Origin of the sequence: Trichocoleus sp. FACHB-46 (assembly GCF_014695385.1) — a bacterium.
In the GTDB taxonomy this organism is placed as follows: domain Bacteria; phylum Cyanobacteriota; class Cyanobacteriia; order FACHB-46; family FACHB-46; genus Trichocoleus.
In genome coordinates this window covers 1-22,212 of record NZ_JACJOD010000028.1, presented here as the reverse complement: position 1 = coordinate 22,212, position 22,212 = coordinate 1, and the positions used below count along the sequence as shown (strand labels likewise).

The following is a 22,212-nucleotide window of genomic DNA, read 5'->3' as shown; positions in this document are numbered from 1 at the left end:
AGCCCGAAAAGTCCTTGCTACCTTGGGAAACTGAGGGTCTCTAGGGAGAAATGCTGTGCAATATCAGGTTGTAGGCGATCGCGTTGTTTGTGGTTCTGCTCGCTTTAGTGCCTTGAGCCAAGGCTTAGTTCGTTTGGAGTGGTCAGCAACGGGGCAATTTGAGGATCGACCCACCGTCCAAGCAATGACGCGACCTCAAGCATTACCCTTTCAGGCGATCGCCTGGACCGAGGCTGGTGTACTCCAACTACAAACTGAACTGATTCAAATTCACTATCGACCGGATACTCAGCCATTCAACGACAACAACCTGCAAATAGAGTGGCGCTGTGGGACACAAAAAGGAAGTTGGACTCCTACAACTGTTGACTCTGCCAACTTGGGCGGTACATTCTGTAGCCTTGACCTGATCCACCGCAATCTCCGACCCACTGAAGTACATCCGGCAACAGTAGAACGCGCCTACCCTTACACCCAAGAATGGCTTTACAACCCGATGAAAAAGGCTCACCTGAGCTTGCGCGATCGCGGAGAAACTACCCGCTTTGAGGAGCCACCACTCTGGTATCTCGATCGCTACCGTCAGGAAGAGTTACCAGAGGAAGTGCGGCAAGTCTTGCAAGAGTGGCACCGCTTCCCACCAGGAATTCTCAGCCGGAGTGGTTATAGCGTCTTGAATGACTCAGCTAGTGCCCCCCTAGAAAACAACTGGCTAGCTCAACGATTCGATCCAGAAGGCCAAGATTGGTATTTCTTTGCTTACGGCTCTGACTATGCTCAAGCCCTACAAAACTTTGTCCAACTTTGTGGCCCAGTTCCAATGTTGCCGCGCTGGGCTTTTGGGGTTTGGTTTTCGTTGTTTGGGCAACTCTACGACACTGACTACCACAACCTAGTGAAGCAATTTGAGGCACTTGACCTACCACTCGATGTCTTGATTTTGGATGTGGATTGGCATTTGTCGGGTTGGTGTGGTTGGGATTGGAACCCAGAATTTTTCCCAGATGCACCGACCTTTCTAAAGCAGATTCATGAGCAAGGACTGCATGTCGGAGCGAATGTTCACCCAGAGGGCTTAGCTCCGGGCGATAGCCAGTTCCAAGCTTTGTGCGAAGCGCGAGGGCTAGACCCAGATGATGTCAAAGCGGGAAAGGTATTTGCAATCAGAAACCCGATGTCCAGTTGGATTTTTGAATCCTGGCATCCGAGCGGAATGGCAGAATATAAGCCCACCCAAGCAGAGCTAGAAACGGGTTGGCTGTTGTTTAACTTGGCCGAGCCAGAAGAAGCTCGATTATTTATGCAGGTGCTGCACGGTCCGCGAGAAGCAGATGGCATCGATTTTTGGTGGATTGATGGCTCTAGCGCGATTCATCCCGGCGTCAACTCTCAGCTCTGGACAAATCATGTTTATTTCACGCATCTAGCCAATCGTTCCCAGCGACCGATGATTTTGTCTCGTACCGGGGGCATGGGTTCCCATCGCTATCCCGCTCAGTTTTCAGCGGATACCTACTCGCAGTGGGAAGTGTTGCAGTTACTCGTAGATTTTACGGCACGGGCTGGTAACGTTGGGGTCGCCTATTGGTCACACGATTTAGGAGGTTTCTACAACCATGTGCCTGGTGTCCCCTATATTGACCCTGAATTGTATGTGCGTTGGGTGCAGTTTGGTTGTTGGAGTCCGGTGGTGCGCTTGCACTCAGATCACGGCAAACGAGAGCCTTGGGCCTATGGCCAGTGGGTGTTAGACGCAGTTCGCCAAGCCTTCCAGACGCGGATTCAGTTTCTTCCCTACTTCTATCACCTCAGTCGAATTGCCTTTGAAACAGGATTGCCCCTCTGTCGGCCTCTGTATCTGCATTATCCCGAAGATCCTGTTGCCTATGAACAACCAACCCAGTATCTCCTAGGCGATCGCGTCTTAGTAGCGCCTGTAGTAGAAGCAGGCGGATATCGCTCTATCTATTTGCCTGTGGGAGGTTGGTGGCATCGAGAAACCTGTAAATTCTATCAAGGAGCGCAACAGTTGAATTTGTATGTGCCACTGTACCAAGTACCCGTGTTTGTAAAAGCAGGGGCCATTTTGCCGCTACAGCCTATGGCTTTACGAGCAGGAAACCAACCAGCCGCCACACTACTGCTCGAAGTTTATGCAGGAGATGCTGGTGACCTGGATTTTTATGAGGATGATGGTATGAGTCAGGCATATTTGACTGAAGCAGGCAGTCGGCGGCGATTTACCCAACAGCAAGCATCTAGCCAGCACATCCTAACTTGTGAAGCAATCCGAGGCACCTATACAGATATGCCTGCTGCCCGAAATTTCCAAGTGCATTGGATTGGTTTAACTCCTCACAGCCGAGTCACAGTTCAAGGGGCAGAAATCAGGGATTTGTGCTGGGTAGGCGATCGCTTAGAAGTAACGCTGCCTCAAGTTCCTCAAGCAGCTAGCTGGCAGTTGGTGGTGACTGAGGAATAAGACAAGTTAGAGCTAATTTCGCGATCGCCCATCTCCAAAGCAGGAACATTCAAAGACAATAGAGAATAGCAATAATGACTTCTACTGAGACTCCTCTCTCTGACCTGGTATGACTAAGACGAGCGATACGATTAAACTAGATCAATTTTTGAAGGTGATTGGGCTTGTAGACACCGGTGGTCAAGCCAAGATGATCATTCAAAATGAAGTAGTGAGTGTCAACGGTGTTTTGGAAACTCGTCGGGGTCGCAAACTAGTGTCCGGCGATCGCGTCACCGTGGATGACCAAACTTTTGAAGTGGATTTGGATAACCTCTAATTCGCCTCTCTCTTCCTCATCTTCTTTCAACTGTAAGACCCCCCAGCCGCTTCTTTATTATGGAGGGGCTGGGGGGTTCGGTCTTTAGCGATTAGCACCCGCCAATGGATGCGCTCCCTCTGTGGTCATGCGATAGTCGCCACCCATTTGACTGCGGTGTTCTTCAATCACCTGTTCGCTGGGTACGCCGCCCGCGTTGACCGTCTTTTGGTATTGGAAGTAGCGAGCATCCTCAGGTAGTTGCTCAACTGGCACAAATTCCGTATCTTGAGTAGTCAAATTCACCTGATCTGCTAAAACTTGACGGATATAGTCTTTGTTTTCTTCAAAGCGCATGGTCTCCGGTAAGCTTTGGGGCAAGAATTCTTCCGGATCGCGATTTTCATACTGACGGAGCAGGTCACAAGCAATCCGCAGATGCTCAATCTCCATGTTCAAGTGGAGTTCCCATATTTGCTTGATCCGGCGATCGGACTCTTGCTGCATGAAGGAATAGTACAGATAGCACTCGTTGTACTGGTGCAGAACTTCCTGCTCTAGCCAAGAAGCATTGGGGTCAAGCAGAGATTCATAATGGGTGACGTGCTGTTCCTCAATTTGAGCGATTTCCAGGTAGAGTCCCCGTGCCAGCGGGTTCATAGGACGATTGCCCACGTTCATGTAGAAGTTCATGGTCTGTTGCTCGGAAGCAACCAAGGTCAGCACGTGCAGCAGGGAGACCGGATCAGCTTTGGTGCGATCGCTAGGTCTACGCACATCATCATAGGGATGGCGGTGTTCGGCGACTGTTGGCCGTCCTGGCATAATCTCAGTCAACCGACCTGTGACTTCTTCTGCTTTCTTGCCTTCGGTCATTTCTAGCAAGTTGGCATAGCGATAGAGATGGTCGAAGTCTTCTAAAAGACCAAATTCAAACGCTTGCTTGATATAAGGATCAGGTTCATGACGAGCTAAAAAGGCAGTGAGGTCAACTGCAACCTGCTCATAACCAATCGTGACTTCCAAAGTTGATTCATTACCAGGCGTGAGCCAGTTAACCACTTTCTGCTGTTGCTGCTCGACTCGACGCAGCATGGCGAGTTGTCTCCGCAAGTCTGGGTCAGCGGTGTGGCGCGCAAATTGATGAGAGAAAAATATCCCTTCCGTTTCAATTCCGTTCATCGTAATGACACGGGTACGAGTATAGGGGTCGACTTGATCTTTGATATAGGGCTGAACGTTTAGCTCGGACCAATTTCGTAGCTGTTGATCAAGCGGAATTCCTTTTTCAGCTAGCGGATTAAAGCTCATTATTTCACCTGCTCAAATTATGTAAAATGCCTCGAATTAATCAGCTCAATCGGCTTGTCCCAATCGACTTCTATTGATGAATTCAAGGTGCTGGCATTTTCAAAGTATTTGCTATTAAGCAGCTTAGTGGCGATCGCTCACAGCTTCTTCCACTGAGGACAGAGAGACTACTCTATCCAAAGTTGTAAAAACGCTGTGTCTGAATGAAGTGTGACTGTACCGATAAATACTGCCCGTGCTGAATAGTGGCTTATTGCTACAACTAATTAATCATGTCGATCGTCAAGTCACTTAAAGTATCAGGCATCACAGCTTAGCTTACGAGAAACTCACCTATAGAACGACCTGAATTTATCTCCAATGAAGCAGAACTGAACTAAAAGTGCGTTCTAAAGTGAACATGCTCGCCGAAGCTAATAAGGCGGCAGATTAGGGAACAGCCAAAAGAATTTAAATAGTTGAGATTCGGCAGATAAAGAGCAGATTTTCAACTTAGCTTATGGCTGACTTCTAAAAGTCTTTTAACAGATAGAAATACAGCAAAACTCCGGGAGAAGCAACGATGAGTCAATCCAAAGAATTACAACCACCCCAACATCAGAATCAACAGCCTGGCATTGAGTCTGAAATGACTCCCAGACCTCAGTTTGATGATTCTAAATATCGGGGAAGCGGCAAACTACAAGGAAAAGTCGCTCTGATTACTGGAGGAGATAGTGGCATTGGACGCGCTGTAGCAGTTTTCTACGCCAAAGAAGGAGCCGATGTCGCACTCCTTTACCTGAATGAGCATCAAGATGCAGAAGATACCAAGCGCCGAGTTGAAGCGGAAGGCAGACGCTGTATCACCATTGCAGGTGATATTGGCGACGAGCAATTCTGCAAAGAAGCTGTACAGCAAACGGTACAGCAACTAGGCTACCTCGACATTTTGGTGAACAATGCGGCTGAGCAACATCCGCAGCAAAGCATTGAGGACATCACAGCGGAACAACTGGAGCGTACTTTCCGCACTAATATCTTTAGCATGTTCTTTCTGACGAAAGCCGCTCTGCCCCACCTCAAGGAAGGCAGTGCCATCATCAATACCACTTCAGTCACAGCTTATAAGGGCAATCAGCAACTGCTAGACTACTCTTCCACTAAAGGCGCGATCGTTGCCTTTACCCGCTCTTTGTCACAATCTTTGGTCGAGAAGGGTATTCGGGTAAATGGCGTCGCTCCTGGACCAATCTGGACTCCTCTAATTCCTGCGACCTTCCCAGAGGACAAGGTTAAGAGCTTTGGGTCACAGGTGCCGATGCAACGAGCTGGGCAGCCAGAAGAAGTTGCACCGAGCTATGTCTTCTTGGCTTCTGATGATTCCTCCTATATGTCCGGGCAAATTCTGCACCCCAATGGTGGCGAAGTTGTTGGAGGATAAAAAATTCTCAGCAAAACCGTTTCTATATTGGTTTACCCATCAACGTTACGGAAATTTCTGGCTTGAGTCGGAAGTGTAGCTGATTTAGTCACAGTACTGTATACGAAGCGATTCAGTGTCATTATCAAACCTAGGAGTTTAGGCCAGCTGGGCCACCAGTTTTAGAAAACTTCTAGGTTTCTTTTTTCTTGAAATCAAAAAAGTTGATCCATGCCATTTTGTTTGATGTAACTGAAGCTACTACTGGTTGAGGGATACAGCTCTACCTTTAGGAGTTTGCAAGATTGGCAGAAGTAAACCTTTAGAACAATGAAACTTAACAGACTATTACATAGATTAGTTATGTGATCTATTGCTAGTACCAATAGCAATAGAGAGCTCTGAAATTATTAATGCCTTCAGTGTGGTGCGAATGAAGCTAGCTCTACTGCACACCGGGTATCGCTGATTAACATTGCATGTTTCGATCAACTCTTCGATCAACTCACAGATTCACCCATTTCACCCATTTAAGGACTACTTATGTCTCACTTTAGTACTCTTCGCAGCAAGATTACAGACGCTGAACTGCTTAAAGCTTCTCTTGCAGATCTGGGCCTAGTTGCTAGTACAAACGCCGATGTGCGCGGCGCTTGTGGTCAAAAAGTTCGGGCTGACATTGTAGTAGCGCTTAAAGGCGATTACGACTTAGGTTGGGTTCGCAATCCCCAAGGATCATTTGACTTAATTGCTGATCTTTGGGGTGTTGCTAAGAGCCATAACTTAGCTAACCTAATGAATAGCATTAATCAGAAATACGCGATTAACAAAACATTGGCAGAAGTCAAGCAGCCCGGTTTACAAAATGCCAAGGTCAACTTAATGGTGCAGCAATCAGTTGCCTAAGAATTTCTACTACCCGTAGTTTCGCTTCACTCTAATTTCACTTTTCTCCCTTCAACTTTTGGTTGAGGGGAGTATTTTTGTGATCTGCACCTGCAAGCATCAGCGTATTTAGCAAGAGAAGTATGACGAAGCGATCGCCTTCCCTCAAGACAGCTCAAAGGCAAGGCGATCGCTCATGTTCAATTTAGGCGAATCAGTTCGGGCGAATCAAACTTACTAAACAATCTGACGTAAAAAGTCAACTTGTTGACTGACTTCTAAAGACTTCAGATGATTGATGATTTCTTGAGCGCCAGAAGACAGTTGGGTCGTCGCTGCTGTCGAGATAGCATCTCTATCCAACTCTTGAGCTAAGCGATACCAGAACGCTAAGCGAGCATTAGGATCTAAAGATTGGTAATGGCTGAGAGGATCTTTGGTGCCACCAGGAATCAATTCTAGTAACGCTTTACTGGGATGGGGGTCAAGCGCTACTTCCTCGCGACCACCCTGTTGGCTAGAAAATACGTCGCGGATAAATTGCAGCTGGTCTTCTGAACGCAGATCTTTGACGTGCTTGACGAGTTGACTAATTTCGTTAGAGGAAGTCACTCCAGAACTGGGAAAAGAGATCGATTGACCTAGCTCGGTATAAAGATAAGCCAAAGCAGCAATTTGCTGATCCACATCTAGGTGCTGAAAAGATCGCAGAGTTTGAGCGGTATTGGTATTTGCAGATGTCATAACAGATGTCCAAAACAGTAATCTCACACCCGCATGCTAAACACCTGTGGCCCAGGTAACGCCTATATAAAGACGGAAGATAAGTTTTGTTACTAACACTAATAAATCCTTCGTCAGGCTGAGGTGCGATCGCCAATACAACGGGACGATGAATCCTAGCGATGTTCTGGCCGCAGAATTAGCCAACTTCCTACTTCAACTACATTAGGCAGATGGTTATTGCGTCCGGTTAATGTTGATCAATATAGTGTCTCAACAAGTAGGAGAAAGCATCTTGATTCACTCTATGTTACTAGCAGCAGTCCCCGCTGCTACGTCCCAAGACCCCACCGCTTTGTGGAACTGGCAAGGCACTCCCATTATGATTGGTTCCTGCCTACTGGCTTTGTTCATTGCCAGCCGCACCGTTCGCTTTCCCAAAGTTGGCCCTAAGATGCCTCTTGGACCATTCTCTGGCCTACTGAACAACATGAGTGTTGCCACCTTCTTAGGCGCAATGAGTTTTGGTCATATCTTAGGAGTTTTAGGAATTTTACTTAGTTCCAGTTGGCTCAAATAAAAATAGCAACTCTACAAATTCGTTGATAGATTTAACTGCTCGCGCAAGCTAGAAAATTTGCTGCGATAGCTTTTAATCTACTATGACAAGTGATCTATAAAATTGAGAGAGGGATATGGTCTTGTCGTATCTCTCTCTCAATTATTTTTTTAGCTGTTATGCCTTTAATTCTGTAACTTTGTCAGTATTTGAGCGACTTTAGCGCCAAGGTTCTCAACGGTAGTTTGTTGAGCGCTATCTTTCAAGCTGCCATCTGGATTAAATGCTTCATGAGCTTTTGCGATCGCAATTTGGTCGGGAATGACTAAAACTTGGATACTAGACAGAATACTACGAACATGAACCAAGCCTCTTAACCCTCCTAAACCGCCCGGAGACGTACTCATAATTGCGGCTACTTTATCTGTAAAAGCAGCTAAGAAGGGTTCACCAGGGGTAGAACGAGAAGCCCAGTCGATCGCATTTTTGAGTACCCCAGAGATAGAGCTGTTGTACTCAGGAGAAGCAATTAGGAGTCCCTGATGAGCTACCATGATCTCCTTAAACTTCAAGGCATTGGCAGGAATGCCTTCAGCCGCCTCTAGATCTTCATCATAAAGCGGCATTGGCAAATCGCGCAGATCTAAGAAAGTAACTTCAGCGCCCGCAGCCCGAGCCCCTGTACCGGCAATTTTAACCAGGGTTTTGTTGTAGGAATTTGTTCGGGTACTGCCCGCAAAAGCCAAAATTCTGGGTGAGTTAGCCATAAAAATTGATTTTCAAAGATATCTTTACCGAAAAACAGAGCTGCGATCGCAGTTAAGTGAGTTTTAGCGAGTGTCTTTAAACACAAAACGCGATCGCAGCTTTCAAATCTCATTCTAGAGACGAAAGTCAGCGATCGCGTTACGCTTAAACCACTCTAGTCAAACTACTTAGAGCAACTAGGCTACACCCAAATAATCTGCCAGGGCTTCAGACCCACCAATCAATTTGCCGTCAATAAATACTTGAGGGACTGTTGTTCCTCCTGCCATAGCTCGCAACGAGCGTGTCGTCGCATTTTTACCAATCACAATTTCTTCGTAAGCGAGGCCGCGCTCCTTCAACATCTCTTTAGCCCGAACACAGAACGGGCAGCCTTCCTTTGTAAATAAGGAGACGCATTCAGGCTTCACAGCATGAGGATTGATGTACTTGAGCATTGTATCGGCATCCGATACTTTGAAAGGATCTCCTGGTTCTTCTGGCTCAATAAACATCTTCTCAATCACACCATCCTTGACTAGCATGGAATAGCGCCAAGACCGCTTACCAAAGCCCAGGTCAGTCTTATCAACCAACATCCCCATGCCTTCGGTGAACTCACCGTTACCATCTGGAATGAGTGTAATATTACCAACGTCTTGGTCCTTAGCCCATTCGTTCATCACGAACGTATCATTGACCGAAAGACAAAGAATACTGTCTACACCATTTTCCTTAAAGGCTGGAGCCAACTCGTTGTAGCCAGGCAAATGAGTCGAGGAACAAGTTGGGGTGAAAGCACCAGGTAAGGAGAAAACAATTACAGTCTTTCCGGCAAACAGATCATTAGTTGTGATGTCAATCCACTGATTGTTCTGTCGAACTCGGAAGGTGACGTCAGGAACTCTTTGTCCTTCGTGGTTAGGCAACATAAGTTTCGCTCCTCGCTGGGTTTGGATGTAAAGTTTTGCATCCTATGACTGCTTAAAGCGTACTCATTATGAGTATGCCTGTCAATACACCCTAGGAAGTTCTACCTGAATCAAGCTGAGAATAATAGAGTCGCTATAGGACTAATTTGGCTTTGTCCAGCATCACTCATTCAGGTGAGTCACCTGGGTGAAGTGCAAAGTTGAAGTAGATGCCTACACTAAGGCTGTATTGCCACAAGATCTATTTATGAATGCCACTATCTCATCGCCAACTTTACGGGTTTTGATTATTGAAGATGACCCAATGATGCAGTTGGGTCTAGAACAGTCATTACAAGCTGATTCAGCGTGCATCGTTGTGGGACAGGCAGAAGATGGGTATTTAGGTGTAGAGGCAGCTCTAAGACTCAAGCCAGACCTGATTATCATGGATATCGGTCTGCCCCGACTAGACGGAATCGCGGCCACTCAAAAAATTAAGGCTGCGCTCCCTGAGGTGCGGGTCGTGATGCTGACCTCACACACGGCAGAAACAGAAATTATTGCAGCTCTCTCTAGTGGAGCCGATGCTTACTGTATTAAGGGTGCCAGTTTAGATCGACTCCAAGCAGCGATCGCCGCCGCTCAGGAAGGTGCTACCTACCTCGATCCTCAAATTGCCCGGCGTGTGATTGATCACCTCAAGCCTCCTACGCCCAACAGTGGCATTGGTCAACTGTCGGAACGTGAACTGGAAGTGCTGAAGCTGATGGTTGAAGGACTCAGTAACCCCGAAATCGCTGCCAAACTCTACCTAAGCCCCAATACCGTCAAAACTCACGTCCGGGGCATCATGAATAAGTTATCAGTAGACGATCGTGTGCAAGCCGCAGTGGTCGCTTTGCGCTCTGGTTTAGTTTAAGCCTGGCACGATCGCGAGCCGAGCCGATGCGTAACTGCTAGAAGCAACCGCTGTTGCTAGGAGGGGCAGCGTAAACCAGATGATCGAACCTGGTTCGGTGTTGATAACGCCAATTTCACCTCCATGCGCTTGAATGATTTGCTGACACAGGTGCAGTTGCACCCCCAAACTCGTAGAACAGCAAGCATGGGGCGATCGCACTTGCAATTCAAAAAAGCGATCGCATTCTCGAGAGTCCCAGCCGAGCCCGTCATCGAGTAGAGTACAGCGCAGCATCCCAGCTTCCACTTCGGCAGCAAGACTTAAATGCAGGCCCGGTGGATTGTGTTGCAAGGTTGCTGTCACTAGGTGGGAAACCACCCGGCGAATTTGGTCCGAATCTGCCAAAATGGGTGGCATATTGGCAGGAATCTGCGGCGTAATTCTCGCTTGGTTGGCGCTTAAAAGGGGTGCCAAGTCCTGCAAGATAGTTTGGCTGAGCGCTGGAAACTCTACAGGTTCCGGTTGCAGTGGTACGGTTTGCTCTGTTGTAGCGTAGGTTTCGAGCAAGGCGCTCATAGCATGCAGTTGGCGATCGCTAGCTTGAATCATCCGTTCTACTCTAGAGCGAGTGATTGTAACCGTCTCATCTCCTTGCTTGAGTAAGTTCCGCAAAACCATCAAGGTACCCATGAGGAAAGGGCGCAGATCATGCTCCATGACATGAAACAGTACAGCTTGCCGTTGACGTACTTCCTGAAGTTCAGTAGAGGCCTCTTGCAACAACGCTTCTACCCGATCTAGCGGCTCTAGGGTGGTGTTGGTTGCGCTTATTGCGCTTAGATTAACGGTGCTAGCTTCTGCCTGAGGTTGACTGCCTACAAACCCTGATAACTTTGATAAATGCTGACTGGCGCGAGGGTCTGCGAGGAGTTGTTGTAGTTGGGTAAAGGCTGCTTCATCGCGACAGCAATTTCGTAAAGCCTGGAGGTAGTTCACATCAGCAATCATAATTTAGTTCTTATAGGATTTAATTTTGGCGATAAAGCGAAGACAAGCGAATCTTTAGACAGCGATTTTGCCGCCCTAATCGGCAACCACCTGATATGCGTAATCTCAACCAGGCTGTGCCAATATAGTCAGCTTGGTAGTGGCTCAAACTTTATTAGTTTGGTTAAACACACCGTTAAATTGCTGTGAAAATAACCAGTTCGCGCTAGTTAGAAAGACTGACTTCTTTTTTGCGGAATCAGCTTGAGAGCAGGTGTAGCTGATTTCAAACTCAGTTTGTTTAATCACCTTAGTTTTATCTTAGGTGGGGGTAAGGCGATCGCACCTCGCTCACATGATTCACCCATCAAGGTGATTTTGTGGTTGTTGCTACAGGTGCCAAGGGTAAGGTAAACCAGAAAGTCGAGCCAGCCTCAGGACTGCTAGTCACGCCCATCTCTCCCCCATGAGCCACAATAATTTGACGGCAAAGATATAAACCTAGCCCCAGCCCTGTAGAGCGACGGGTTTGAGGCCCGCGAGAATACAGGTCAAACAAATGCTCGCGCACCTCTGGGTTGATGCCTGCTCCGTTGTCTTGCACTCGGCAAAGCAACGAGTTGTCTTTTTGTTCCACGCTGACACTCAAGCTCACTCCTGGCGGGTTGTGCTTCAGAGCGTTTGCTAGTAAGTTTTCTAGCACTCGACGCAGTTGCAAGGGATCTGCTGGAACGGCAGGTAGATTGTTCGGAATCAGAGCTGTGGCGCTAACTTGGTTTTTAGAGAGCAGAGGCTCAAAATCCGTCAGCACATCTATGATCAGGTGCTCAAGTTCAAGCGGTTCAGTCTGAAGGACAATCCCCCCCACTTCGCTGGCATGGACTTCTAAAAGCGAGTTAATTAAATACAGTTGGCGATCGCTACTTTGAGCCATCCGCTCCAAAATGCTACGGGCCACCGGGATCACCGCCTTGCCAGAACCGTTGGAGTCATCAATAGGCAACGATTCACTTTTGAGCAAATTCCCCAACACCATCAACATCCCAGTCACTGGGTTGCGGAGGTCATGAGAAACGGCGTGCAAGAAAACCCGCAATGCATCTTCCACCCGCTGGCGTTCAGCAATTTCCACTAGCAGTTGCTCATTGGCCGCTCGAATATCCGCAGTTCGCTCCTGAACTCGGACTTCTAACTCTTCATTGCGTTGTTCTAGAACGCCAAAGGAAGCACGTAACTGCTCCGCCATATTCTGAAACGCCCGAGCCAAGACCCCCACTTCATCTTCTCGCTCCACGGGCACTGTTTGCTCCCACTCACCTTGGGACAAAGCTTTAGCTGCTCGGCTCAAATGCAAAATCGGCTGTGCAATCCAGCGCGAGGTGAGAATTCCCAGCACAATCGCAGCAATCAAGGCGGTCAAACACAGCAAAATTGTCGATCGCGTGTTGGCTTCGATCTGCTCCATAAAGTCTGTTTCTGGCACTACCACCACGATCAGCCAATCCAAACCTCGCTGATCTGGTATTGGTAGCACTTGCAGAAATTGACGCTTACCCTCCAATTGAAAGTCGAGCTGTTGGCTACCTCGGATTTGCCGCAAATCACCAAAGCGTTGCTGTAGGTGCTGCGCCGTGGCTCGAATCAACTCATTGCGGCTAGCAGTCGCGGCCAGTCGTTCCTGGGTTTTGCCATCAGCGCTGAGGATGAAAGGTTTCTCGGGCAGCGAAGTTGCAACTAGAAGCCCCGATCGCTCCATGATAAAGGTTTGCCCCGTTTTGCCAATCTTGAGGCTGCGGAGAAAGTCGCCGATTTGAGACAACACCAAATCAGCCGCCGTCACCCCAATCAATTTGCCTTGGGCATCGTACAGTGGCTGGTCAGCCGTGATCGTGAGTTTTTGCGTAGAGAAGTAAGTGTAAATCTCGGTCCAAATCGGTTTACCCGCTTTCACACTGGTTTTGTACCAATCCCGCTGGCGCGGGTCATAATTGGGTTTACTTTGCACCAGTCGCGTGCGGTTTCCTCGGCTATCCGTGGCGTAGGTTTGGAAATTTCGGCCTGTGGCGCGATCGGAGACTTCAATTTGTAAGGCACCATTATCTAAGCGCTCTACTCCGATGTATTCTGCCTGCTCTGTCCCCAGCGAGATGTAACTCACCGTCTTAAATTGCTGCATCTGTTGCCAGAAATAGCGTTCTAAACCAGGGATGTTTTCAACGTTCAGTAATCCCAAGCGAATGGCATCAGCGTTAATGCGGTTGACGAGATGAGGAGTTTCTAGGTAGGTCGTGACATGCTGCTGAATTCGAGCGGTTACCTCAGTCCGTAGCTGGCTAGCCACATCGTTGACCGCGTTCTGACCATTACGTAGCGACAGCCAACCCGTCAGCCCCACTGCGATCGCAATTTGCAAGACAAAAGGAGCGACCAGAACCGTTTGCAGTGGCACTTTCTGCAATCGCTTGGTGATAAGAGTGGCAGGGTGTTTCATGCAGGCGTCCTTGCCAATCCGCAGAATCTCGCAACGCTTTGGATCAATATATACCTTTTAGCGTCAATTCTGGCAGTCCAGCTTACTTACATAGAAATTAACCTTGAGTTTTGAGGGTGAGGACTTGAGGTGGGGTGGAATCAGGCGGATAAATCAAATCTAGCTGCACAGAACGGCTACTGTTGGGAGGCAGAGCAATCATCTCTAACGGCTCCAGTACTTGTCCCTTGCGGTGCCACAAATGGACATACCGAGTCTTAAGCTGGCCTCGATCATCTGGGTAGCGCAGACGTACAGTGCCTCGAAAGAAGGGCACATCAAAAGGGGGTTGGCGGAAACGCAGTCCACCTTGACTGAGGCGATCCTCCTTTAAAGGAGTTGCTAAGGTTAAAGCCACTTTTTGAGGCTGTTGAGTCGGGTTGAAAAGCGGCAAGGTCAAGTTGTATTCCACGCCATAGTTAGCATGGGATTCATAAGCGGTATCGGGGTAACGTACCAGCATTTTAGCCGCTTGATTTTGCTCCGTGCCCAAGCGACCTGCTCGCACTGTGCTGATGGCATAAGATACCGCCTGCCCTGGAGCAGGAATGGTTAAGTTTTTGGCTCCAGGGCGATCGCTGAGTTGAGCTTGCCAGCGCGATCCTTGAGCAACTCCTGCAACTCGACCATAAATCAACTGTCCGCCTGCCTGTTCGGGTGGCGTTGGTACTTTGTCGCGAGGTCCAGAGAGAGTCCCAGTGTCTAGTAAAGCTTGCCACTCCGCTAAGGTGGGGGCGCGATCGCTACCATTGGCATTTTTCTTGGCAAACATCATCAAGCTGGCCGCGTAGACCTTGCCACTACTACGCAGCCGCAGATAACCCGATCGCCCATTGATTGGTTTCTCTAAACCCCGCACTGGCATCGGGTGGTTTAGGAGCATCCGGCTTTGACCTGGCGGAATCACCAGTTGAGCCGGAAAATCAGCTTGGCGCTTGCCCTGAAGAATATCTGTCACCACGCGATCGCCTGGCCCTGCATAAACTGTATTATTGGGATTGTCTACATAGGTTGGCAGCTTGATGTAGGGAGCGCTTTGGGTCAGATAAGTCGCGCCTTGCAACACATCAACAGTCACGGGTTGCGAACTGGAGTTATGCAGCATCACACCCAAGTAGAAAGTTTGTAGATCCTTCGGGGTGTGTGTTTGGTGGTGAATGAATAAATCGAAGCGGCCCTGAAACGGAAAATTTAGATGGGCAGTTGGTGTTTTCTTGCTCGTAGGCGGCAGAGTCGAAAGCAGAATACCCTCAGTCTTAACCCACTCCGGGCTATTGCTGTTAAACATCGGCACCTGATCTAGCTGCCCTGGCAAAGCTCGCACCGGTTGCGGCTCCACGATGATTTGGGGAGTAGGTTTCGGGCTAGGTGGCGCTCCCTGAGCGAGGTCCGACGCAGACGAAGCTGTTTTACCAGCAAGTAATAAGCTGTAACTGCCTACCCCAACCAGGGCTAGAGCAGAGATCAAAGCGATCGCGATGTTATTTTGCTTCGGCCTCATAAACAATTACCTACTTGGGTCTCAGATAAAGGGATACATCTTGTAGAGACCCAAATCCTGGAGCCAAAGTGCCGTTATAACTACTCCCCAAACAGGAAATGGTTCACTCAGGCGATCGCCAGTTTAGCCGTTTTGAGGTGAATCAGGAGCTTGACTGTCTAAACCCGAGTTTCTTGATGGCAGGAGTTGAGGCAACAACAAACCAGAACGCGCTTTATACTCAGCAAACTCTGGGTAACGCGCCAGAGATTGGTCCTTCTTCCGCATATTCGGGATAAACAAACCTGCAGCAAACAGAGCCAGAATCACAAACGGCAACCAGTGCTGAGCTAAAAGTGCAAATGAGCTGTAGATCAGTACTTCCCCCAAGTAGTTGGTGTTGCGACATCGGGCAAAAAAGCCTTCCGTAATTAAACCAGGATGATATTTCAGCGTGAAGTATTTCTGAGCATCGCTGCTGTAGTGGAGGAATACACCAAGGATGTTCAAGGCCACAGCCGCCGCAATCAGAGGAGCCGACGGCACAACACCACGACTAATCAGCAAGAAGGGAGCAACCCAATACAAAACTAGGATAATGCCAACAAAAATACCTTGCCCTGGTGAAATCTTCTGCTCCCACTGCTTGTCGGGAAAGAGCTGATCTTTAAGCAACCAAAGCAGGCCGTAGGTGCCGTGAAGCGCCAGATAAATCCACGGACCGATGGTGAAGTTGTGATAAGCCCACATCAGTCCTAGGACTACAAATCCAGTCAGCCCCTTTTGCAAGTTAATAATATGTTTCGCTTTCATCAGCGTATCCTTTTGATCTCTAATTTATGATTGAAGGCAGCAATGCGGAAACTGGCAAAACCGCTTAAGGCTCGACGCTAGCCTGATGACGTTGCTTCGCTAGCTCAACTTGTCTTTGACGGGCTACTTGGCGGGCTCTTTTTTCTTCCGTAAGGCTATCAAAGCAATGAGGACAAGAAATCCCTTCCTGGTAATGTTCTGAAGCTTTGTCTTCGTCTGAAATAGGTCTACCACAAGCCATACAAGCATCATAAGAACCAGGTTCTAGCCCGTGACGCACCGCTACCCGCTGGTCAAATACGAAGCACTCGCCTTCCCAAAGACTTGCTTCGGCTGGGACTGCTTCGAGGTACTTCAAGATGCCGCCTTTCAGGTGATACACTTCCTCAAACCCTTGCTCCAACATAAAAGAGGAAGCTTTTTCGCAGCGAATTCCACCCGTACAAAACATTGCAACTTTCTTATGTTTTTGGGGGTCTAAGTGCTGGCGAACATAGTCAGGAAATTCCCGAAAGGAAGCCGTCTGGGGATTGCAAGCGCCTTGAAAAGTACCGATTTGCACCTCGTAATCATTGCGCGTATCAATCACCACCACGTCTGGATCGGTAATCAGCTCGTTCCACTCTTCTGGGCTGACGTAGGTTCCTACTTTCTGGTTGGGGTCAACCTCAGGCACGCCTAAAGGCACGATCTCTTTTTTTAAGCGAACTTTCAGGCGATCGAACGGGGGAGTATCTGTATATGACTCTTTGTGCTCTAAATCAGCGAGGCGCGGATCAGCCCGCAAAAAAGAGAGAACCGCATCGATCGCCAATCGAGATCCGGCGATCGTGCCATTGATGCCTTCTGAAGCGAAAAGAAGGGTGCCCTTAATGTCTTGGTCTAAACAATAGGCCAAGAGCATATCTTTTTTCTCAGCGAAGTCTGGCAAGCTGACAAATTTGTAGAGTGCGGCAACAACAATTTCGGTCATGCTTCCCGTACGAATCAAGCGTCTAAACACATTTTAGGGCACACCGGAGTGCGCCCTAAAATGTTAGTTTTGGGTGGGACAAATCCCATTCCTCCCAATCAGACTATTACAGCGCTACAGCAGCTGGTTTGTGGCGGATGCGATCGTAAATCTCGATGTAATCCTTACCCGGATGGTTCCAAGAGTAGTCGTATTCCATGCCCTGCTTCACTAGTTGTTGAAACTCTTTGGGGTAATCCCGCCACAGGCTCAAAGCTCGATTCATGGTTGATTCTAACGCTTGATAGTCAGAATCATAGAAGACATAGCCATTGCGGGTTTCGGGCAAATGATTGGAGTCGTAGTCGCGATCGAACACTGTATTCACCAGACCCCCCACACTCCGAACAATGGGTACTGTGCCGTACTTTAAGCCAATCATCTGAGTCAGGCCACAGGGTTCGTAGTTGCTCGGCACCAAAATCATATCGGCCCCAGCGTAGATCAGGTGCGACAGTTCTTCGTTAAAACCCAGCTCCAGATGCACGTCAGGATGGTCATTCAAAAAGCGCTTTTCGTGCTGGAAGTGAGCATTAATTCCCGCTTCGGTGGCGGAACCTAACAAGACAAACTGGGCACCGTTATCGATGGCGTGATAAATGGCGTGATGCACCAGGTGAACGCCTTTCTGAGCATCCAGACGGCCAATATAAGCAATGATTGGTTTGTCTACATCTTGCAACAACAGGCGATCGCGCAGCGCTTTCTTGTTCTGGGCTTTGCCTTCTAAGTTGTCCTGGGTGTAGTGGTGTGGAATATAGCGATCGACTTCGGGGCTCCAGAAGTCTAGATCAATGCCGTTGAGAATTCCGGTAAATTTGTCTTGATGCATATGCAGCGTGTGGCCCAGACCAGACCCCACCTCTGTATGACGCGCTTCCCAAGCGTGGTGCGGTGAAACTGTGGTTACTGCATTGGCGTAAACAATGCCCCCTTTCATCAAGTTCAAAGCAAAGGGGTTGAAGTTGTCTTGCAGGCGATCGGGTTGGAAATAGTAAGGTTCGTTGTTGAGTCCGGTGGCCCAAAGAATCTCGTTGCCCGCAAAGCCTTGGTGTTTGAAGTTATGAATCGTGTAACAAACTCGCTGAAGCCCCATTTCATACTTGTAATTCTCAAACAGCATGACGGGAACTAAGCCAGTCTGCCAGTCGTGGCAGTGGATGACATCGGGACGCTTGTTGCTCTGCTGCAAAAATTCTAGAGCGGCCTTGCTAAAGAAGGCAAAGCGCATGGTGTCATCGTGGCAACCATAGTAACAACCGCGATTGAAGAAATCATCGCGAGAGTGAGGCTCAATAAAGAAGCAGAGTTGCCCATGTACCCAGCCGCAGTAAACCGAGCAGTGAATTGTGCCGCCATACCAAGGCACCCACAGGTCACGGTAGGCATCGTGCAAGCCCCAAATATGGTCGTAGCGCATGCAATCATATTTGGGCAGAATCAGCTCAACACAGTGTCCTCGCGTTTCTAATTCACGGCTGAGTCCATAAACCACATCGCCCAAGCCTCCGGCTTTGATGACTGGAGCGCACTCAGAGGCAATTTGTACGATGTACATCTTTACTCCTCGTTGATCAAAAGGGTTTTGTTATCTTCACAAAAGTATATTTATTTCTCGCGAAGGAGCAACCCCATCATTCGGCATAACCTGAAATCAGCACATCAGGTGATGTTGACAGGTAAACTCGGGGAGAATCACCTAGCGATCGCTCTAATTCACTAAGCCTGAACGCAAGCCTAAAACCGCTGCATGAGTGCGATCGCTGGCTCCCATCTTGTTGAGGATATTACGGACATGGGTTTTTACCGTGTCCAGCGTGATATAGAGCTTTTGACTAATTTCCTCATTTTTGTGCCCCCCCACAATTAACTCCAGAATTTCTAGCTCCCGTTTAGTTAAAGGGTCAGCGCCTAGAATGGGGCCTACGGCTGGGTCAATCGGTTCAATGCTCACAGATCCGGGGCTCGAGTCGTTGGTGTCTTGCTCAATCGTTTGCTGATAGTGGGACAGCACAATCCGAGCGATCGCGGGATCGAGCCAGGAATTTCCCTGGTAAGTTGCCTCAATCGCTTCTAACAAATCTTGGTGATTAGTTTTGTCTTTTAAGCAGTAAGAATCTGCGCCTGCGGCAAAGGCTTGCATGACCAATTCTTCATTAGCTTCAGTGCTAAAAATCAAAACTTTCAGGTCGGCAGATTCTGCTTCCGACTCTGGGTTTTTAATCTGCTGAATGACCTCAATGCCACTGATATCAGGCAAATCCAGTTCGATAATGACCAAATCGGGCTGAGTTTGTTGCAACAGGTCTAAACCTTCTCGCCCCTTGGCCGCTTCCCCGACAACAGTGATTAGATCACTTTGTCCTAAAGCCGCTTGCATCCCATACCGACTGAGGTCCTGAGATTCAATTAGGGCCACACGAATTTCACTCATTTGCAACCTTCACCACTGCCTGACAAGAATGGAGCTGATTTAACAAAGCTTTTATAAAGACGTTCTAATCAGCGCGAAAGTGCCCGTGTAGAAAATTATTAATTAGTTCAGTACTACTGAAGCCATCAAAGAGAAAAAACTGCGATCGCAACCCTAAAAGCCTTTTGCTAGCTGGAATTCAGCGCTTGGTATTGTAGTTAAAATCTTGATTAAGCTAACCCAATCTAAACCCACTTTGTAGTTTTTGTCTTCCTACAAAGCTCTAGGTGTAATTTCATGGTTACGAGTTTTCACTAAAATAAATTAATCAAATTGCTACTTTATTCATGAAGAATGCAGTAATTTTCATTGATTTTAGGACTTATCGATCCAGAGTACCTACATACAGCGTTTGATTACCCGTAACATTACAGAGGTTTCCCCTTCACCTGATCTTCAAGCTACGATTAATCGATCTCGCTAGAGGTGAAATATGACTTTACGCAAGTCCACAATTACCGACCAGCAGTTTGTCAAAATGCGCTGTAGTACCGATGGCGGAACTCACTACTTTGAAGCCACAGGCTCTATGTACGCGCAGCCGCTCGACTCAGATCAACCCATTCACCTGTTCGACTTTTTGGGGGTCGATATTTCGCGCTGTATTCAAGACCCTACAACTTCGCGCTGGACTTTACTCAGCCGCAAATTTACGCTCTATCTGGAGCCGCGATCGCAAGAAATATTGCGGCAATGGCAAAACCCGTGGACAGGTGAAACGCTACACGTCATCCACCGCTCCTACGACTATCAGGAGTTTCAGATTCCGCCACAGGTTGGGGCTTTTATTGGGCCTGAAGTATCTTTTGTCTCACTAGACCTCAACCTGAAGCTACCTAATAATTTGGCGAGTAATCCTAAGTTTGCTGAATATTCTCCTGAGCCATTCGTGCAATCTTCTGATTCCTACAAATTTATTTTTCCAACTCGCATGCTTGAAGATGAGATCGTAGATGCCAGTTGCGATCGCGCTGTCACTTTGTCCTATTACCGCATGGGACCTTGGGAGCCTTGGATGAAGATGAAAGGCAAACCAGGCTTTTTAGTGTTGAACTACACAGGCACAAAAACGAATGTCTTTGAAGAATTGCATCCAGCGCTAAAAACGCAGATCGAGCAACGCCTTCCTTTATACCGAGAAGCTCCAGCCTGTCGTTTGCAACGTTCGATTGCAACAAGCTGGAGCCGATTTGAAGAAGAATTTGATGCTTACCTGCGCGGCGAAGAATTTCCCTTACTCGCTCCCCTCAAAGAGGAACCTTGCTTAGAGTAAAGACTAGGCACCAGTAGGTTAGCGAGTTCAGAGATAGTTCAGAACAAGTTAGCCTACTACATCTTGAGACAGCGCTACCGCAGGACTATTAGAGGCGAGTTTGGCTCCTGCTCCATCGGGCAGGATAGCGTCTGACAGATACGCATGACTTAGATTTGTGTCGCTCAGATTGACATGAGTCAAGTCGGCATTCTTCAAATTAGCCCGTGTCAAGTTGGCTCTGGTTAAGTTTGCGCCCGTCAAATTGACATCGCTCAGGTTCGCTTGGCTCAAATTGGTGCTAGTCAGGTTTGCCCCTCTGAAATTGGCTCCACTGAAATTAGCCCCACTGAAGTTAAGATTTCTCAGATTAGCAGCCATTAGATTAAGGTTTCTAAAGTCCCTTTGTCCAGCTGAGTAGCGGCTTAGAAGTTCTTTGGTATTCATAGGAGCCTTTAGGAGTTGTTAGAAGATTTACGAAGAGAAGGAGTGTCTCATTTCAGCGATCAAGCTTAACTTCCGGAACTCAGGTCCGAGAGTTTTAGGTTGATTAGGCTGCGTCAGCCAGATAAGTTTTAAGGATCAGTGACGAGAATATTTTTTCCGCTGTCTATGCTTAGCAACTAATTTACGTTTACGTTTTTCCCCAGGCGTTTCGAAGTGGCGATGCTTCTTCATATCTGGAAAAATTCCCGCCTTAGAAACTTTCCGCTTGAATCGATGGATTGCTGCCTCAATTCCCTCATTTTCATTTAGAATTATTTGGGCCATTCGGTTGGGGCATCTCCAGAATCAAAGGTGCAGAGAGTTAGATTCGGAGAAACGCTTGCAACAAAACGAATTACACAGCCGAAAATAATCCTTTTCCACAGGCTAGCACAGGATTGAGTTAAGCAATAGTTAGCTAATTATCTTTCGTCAGGATTTTTGTCACGAGTTGCATAGTTAAGTTACAGATTGCATCACGATGCAGTAGGCCAACTCTCGCAAGTCTAGCTTAGTGAATTGCTTTTAAGATTAGTGCTTCTGTTAGATGAGCCAGGCAATCCCGCACCTTAGGATAAATGGACCTATCTAATTAAGGCGATGCGTTATTTAGCAATTGCTTCGGATTACGACGGAAGGCGTTGCTGAATAGGTAATGATTTAAGCTGAGAGAGGAATTGTCCGATACTTCAAATAATGCAGCAGCAACCGAAGTGAACACTTCAACATCTCAACTGATTTGGAGTAGCACAAGGTTTTCCGGTGCAATCGTGCTAAATAATGCCTCAGTCGGGTATTCTCTCCCTCCACCCGAGTCATATAAGTCTTACTGACAATTTGGTCACTTTCCTCAATGAACATAGAGTAAACCTTCCATCCATCGGTGACGTAGAAGAAACAGTGCCAGCACTTTACAATCACCCATAACAACTTGAAGGTCTTGCTGCTGCGGTCGCC

The 22,212-nt window shown here is 47.9% G+C and carries 21 protein-coding genes; 7 read left to right on the top strand and 14 right to left on the bottom strand.

The features are described from left to right. Nucleotides 1-55 precede the first annotated feature (55 nt). Nucleotides 56-2,482 carry a TIM-barrel domain-containing protein gene (locus tag H6F72_RS15600; protein WP_190437353.1) on the top strand — a complete coding sequence of 809 codons (2,427 nt, stop codon included), beginning with the start codon at nucleotides 56-58 and terminating at the stop codon, nucleotides 2,480-2,482. 109 nt (nucleotides 2,483-2,591) lie between these two features. Further along, nucleotides 2,592-2,801 (top strand): RNA-binding S4 domain-containing protein, encoded by a 210-nt coding sequence (locus tag H6F72_RS15595; protein WP_190437351.1) that lies wholly within the window; start codon nucleotides 2,592-2,594, stop codon nucleotides 2,799-2,801. Nucleotides 2,802-2,885: 84 nt separating this feature from the next. On the opposite strand, the gene H6F72_RS15590 is transcribed toward H6F72_RS15595, so the two are convergent. Continuing rightward, nucleotides 2,886-4,091, bottom strand: coding sequence for a hypothetical protein (locus H6F72_RS15590; protein ID WP_190437348.1), 1,206 nt, complete (start codon nucleotides 4,089-4,091; stop codon nucleotides 2,886-2,888). A 562-nt stretch (nucleotides 4,092-4,653) separates the two neighbouring features. Here H6F72_RS15590 and H6F72_RS15585 point away from each other — a divergent pair. After that, entirely contained in the window at nucleotides 4,654-5,514 is an 861-nt protein-coding gene (locus tag H6F72_RS15585) for an SDR family oxidoreductase (RefSeq protein WP_190437346.1), read from the top strand. A gap of 522 nt (nucleotides 5,515-6,036) precedes the next feature. Next, the gene (locus H6F72_RS15580) at nucleotides 6,037-6,399 is read left to right on the top strand and encodes a DUF1257 domain-containing protein (protein ID WP_190437344.1); all 363 of its coding nucleotides are present in this window, start codon (nucleotides 6,037-6,039) and stop codon (nucleotides 6,397-6,399) included. 216 nt (nucleotides 6,400-6,615) lie between these two features. Here the strand turns inward: H6F72_RS15580 and H6F72_RS15575 are convergent, their stop codons facing one another. Then, nucleotides 6,616-7,122, bottom strand: coding sequence for an orange carotenoid protein N-terminal domain-containing protein (locus H6F72_RS15575; protein ID WP_190437342.1), 507 nt, complete (start codon nucleotides 7,120-7,122; stop codon nucleotides 6,616-6,618). 274 nt (nucleotides 7,123-7,396) lie between these two features. On the opposite strand from H6F72_RS15575, the gene H6F72_RS15570 reads away from it, so the two are divergent. Then, nucleotides 7,397-7,681 carry a photosystem I reaction center subunit PsaK gene (locus H6F72_RS15570; protein ID WP_242016965.1) on the top strand — a complete coding sequence of 95 codons (285 nt, stop codon included), beginning with the start codon at nucleotides 7,397-7,399 and terminating at the stop codon, nucleotides 7,679-7,681. Nucleotides 7,682-7,845: 164 nt separating this feature from the next. Here H6F72_RS15570 and H6F72_RS15565 read toward each other — a convergent pair whose 3' ends face one another. Both H6F72_RS15565 and H6F72_RS15560 read right to left on the bottom strand, forming a co-directional pair. Then, nucleotides 7,846-8,427 carry an NADPH-dependent FMN reductase gene (locus H6F72_RS15565; RefSeq protein ID WP_190437339.1) on the bottom strand — a complete coding sequence of 194 codons (582 nt, stop codon included), beginning with the start codon at nucleotides 8,425-8,427 and terminating at the stop codon, nucleotides 7,846-7,848. A 177-nt stretch (nucleotides 8,428-8,604) separates the two neighbouring features. Continuing rightward, nucleotides 8,605-9,339 carry a glutathione peroxidase gene (locus H6F72_RS15560; RefSeq protein ID WP_190437331.1) on the bottom strand — a complete coding sequence of 245 codons (735 nt, stop codon included), beginning with the start codon at nucleotides 9,337-9,339 and terminating at the stop codon, nucleotides 8,605-8,607. Nucleotides 9,340-9,526: 187 nt separating this feature from the next. On the opposite strand from H6F72_RS15560, the gene H6F72_RS15555 reads away from it, so the two are divergent. Next, nucleotides 9,527-10,240: a response regulator transcription factor gene (locus H6F72_RS15555; protein ID WP_313930055.1), complete on the top strand. Its 714-nt coding sequence runs from the start codon at nucleotides 9,527-9,529 to the stop codon at nucleotides 10,238-10,240. Here the strand turns inward: H6F72_RS15555 and H6F72_RS15550 are convergent. From H6F72_RS15550 to H6F72_RS15520, 7 genes are all read right to left on the bottom strand, one after another. Then, nucleotides 10,232-11,230 (bottom strand): sensor histidine kinase KdpD, encoded by a 999-nt coding sequence (locus tag H6F72_RS15550; protein ID WP_190437329.1) that lies wholly within the window; start codon nucleotides 11,228-11,230, stop codon nucleotides 10,232-10,234. The genes H6F72_RS15555 and H6F72_RS15550 overlap by 9 nt on opposite strands. Nucleotides 11,231-11,576: 346 nt before the next feature. Further along, complete coding sequence (locus tag H6F72_RS15545; protein WP_190437326.1) at nucleotides 11,577-13,700, bottom strand: sensor histidine kinase; 2,124 nt, start codon at nucleotides 13,698-13,700, stop codon at nucleotides 11,577-11,579. A gap of 97 nt (nucleotides 13,701-13,797) precedes the next feature. After that, complete coding sequence (locus H6F72_RS15540) at nucleotides 13,798-15,240, bottom strand: DUF3370 domain-containing protein (protein ID WP_190437323.1); 1,443 nt, start codon at nucleotides 15,238-15,240, stop codon at nucleotides 13,798-13,800. 123 nt (nucleotides 15,241-15,363) lie between these two features. Then, nucleotides 15,364-16,032 (bottom strand): isoprenylcysteine carboxylmethyltransferase family protein, encoded by a 669-nt coding sequence (locus tag H6F72_RS15535; RefSeq protein WP_190437322.1) that lies wholly within the window; start codon nucleotides 16,030-16,032, stop codon nucleotides 15,364-15,366. Between the two features lie 64 nt (nucleotides 16,033-16,096). Beyond that, nucleotides 16,097-17,005, bottom strand: coding sequence for a rhodanese-related sulfurtransferase (locus H6F72_RS15530; protein ID WP_190437319.1), 909 nt, complete (start codon nucleotides 17,003-17,005; stop codon nucleotides 16,097-16,099). A gap of 106 nt (nucleotides 17,006-17,111) precedes the next feature. After that, nucleotides 17,112-18,602 carry a glycogen synthase GlgA gene (gene glgA, locus H6F72_RS15525; RefSeq protein ID WP_190437316.1) on the bottom strand — a complete coding sequence of 497 codons (1,491 nt, stop codon included), beginning with the start codon at nucleotides 18,600-18,602 and terminating at the stop codon, nucleotides 17,112-17,114. 153 nt (nucleotides 18,603-18,755) lie between these two features. Further along, complete coding sequence (locus tag H6F72_RS15520; protein WP_190437314.1) at nucleotides 18,756-19,478, bottom strand: response regulator transcription factor; 723 nt, start codon at nucleotides 19,476-19,478, stop codon at nucleotides 18,756-18,758. 472 nt (nucleotides 19,479-19,950) lie between these two features. On the opposite strand from H6F72_RS15520, the gene H6F72_RS15515 reads away from it, so the two are divergent. Next, complete coding sequence (locus H6F72_RS15515; protein ID WP_190437311.1) at nucleotides 19,951-20,790, top strand: DUF1838 family protein; 840 nt, start codon at nucleotides 19,951-19,953, stop codon at nucleotides 20,788-20,790. Between the two features lie 48 nt (nucleotides 20,791-20,838). Here H6F72_RS15515 and H6F72_RS15510 read toward each other — a convergent pair whose 3' ends face one another. The 3 genes from H6F72_RS15510 to H6F72_RS15500 all read right to left on the bottom strand — a co-directional run. After that, nucleotides 20,839-21,216, bottom strand: a complete 378-nt coding sequence (locus H6F72_RS15510; protein ID WP_190437308.1) for a pentapeptide repeat-containing protein — start codon at nucleotides 21,214-21,216, stop codon at nucleotides 20,839-20,841. Between the two features lie 135 nt (nucleotides 21,217-21,351). Beyond that, nucleotides 21,352-21,540 (bottom strand): 30S ribosomal protein S21, encoded by a 189-nt coding sequence (gene rpsU, locus H6F72_RS15505; RefSeq protein ID WP_190437304.1) that lies wholly within the window; start codon nucleotides 21,538-21,540, stop codon nucleotides 21,352-21,354. A gap of 375 nt (nucleotides 21,541-21,915) precedes the next feature. Next, nucleotides 21,916-22,212: IS1 family transposase (locus H6F72_RS15500; RefSeq protein WP_190437301.1), on the bottom strand; the 297-nt coding region annotated here is incomplete at its 5' end.

Bases quoted from the DNA above. Each gene is read 5' to 3' on its own strand.
- H6F72_RS15595 (WP_190437351.1), top strand. From the start codon at position 2,592: ATGACTAAGACGAGCGATACGATTAAACTAGATCAATTTTTGAAGGTG.
- H6F72_RS15590 (WP_190437348.1), bottom strand. From the start codon at position 4,091: ATGAGCTTTAATCCGCTAGCTGAAAAAGGAATTCCGCTTGATCAACAG.
- H6F72_RS15585 (WP_190437346.1), top strand. From the start codon at position 4,654: ATGAGTCAATCCAAAGAATTACAACCACCCCAACATCAGAATCAACAG.
- H6F72_RS15580 (WP_190437344.1), top strand. From the start codon at position 6,037: ATGTCTCACTTTAGTACTCTTCGCAGCAAGATTACAGACGCTGAACTG.
- H6F72_RS15575 (WP_190437342.1), bottom strand. From the start codon at position 7,122: ATGACATCTGCAAATACCAATACCGCTCAAACTCTGCGATCTTTTCAG.
- H6F72_RS15565 (WP_190437339.1), bottom strand. From the start codon at position 8,427: ATGGCTAACTCACCCAGAATTTTGGCTTTTGCGGGCAGTACCCGAACA.
- H6F72_RS15560 (WP_190437331.1), bottom strand. From the start codon at position 9,339: ATGTTGCCTAACCACGAAGGACAAAGAGTTCCTGACGTCACCTTCCGA.
- H6F72_RS15550 (WP_190437329.1), bottom strand. From the start codon at position 11,230: ATGATTGCTGATGTGAACTACCTCCAGGCTTTACGAAATTGCTGTCGC.
- H6F72_RS15545 (WP_190437326.1), bottom strand. From the start codon at position 13,700: ATGAAACACCCTGCCACTCTTATCACCAAGCGATTGCAGAAAGTGCCA.
- H6F72_RS15540 (WP_190437323.1), bottom strand. From the start codon at position 15,240: ATGAGGCCGAAGCAAAATAACATCGCGATCGCTTTGATCTCTGCTCTA.
- H6F72_RS15535 (WP_190437322.1), bottom strand. From the start codon at position 16,032: ATGAAAGCGAAACATATTATTAACTTGCAAAAGGGGCTGACTGGATTT.
- H6F72_RS15530 (WP_190437319.1), bottom strand. From the start codon at position 17,005: ATGACCGAAATTGTTGTTGCCGCACTCTACAAATTTGTCAGCTTGCCA.
- glgA (WP_190437316.1), bottom strand. From the start codon at position 18,602: ATGTACATCGTACAAATTGCCTCTGAGTGCGCTCCAGTCATCAAAGCC.
- H6F72_RS15520 (WP_190437314.1), bottom strand. From the start codon at position 19,478: ATGAGTGAAATTCGTGTGGCCCTAATTGAATCTCAGGACCTCAGTCGG.
- H6F72_RS15515 (WP_190437311.1), top strand. From the start codon at position 19,951: ATGACTTTACGCAAGTCCACAATTACCGACCAGCAGTTTGTCAAAATG.
- H6F72_RS15510 (WP_190437308.1), bottom strand. From the start codon at position 21,216: ATGAATACCAAAGAACTTCTAAGCCGCTACTCAGCTGGACAAAGGGAC.
- rpsU (WP_190437304.1), bottom strand. From the start codon at position 21,540: ATGGCCCAAATAATTCTAAATGAAAATGAGGGAATTGAGGCAGCAATC.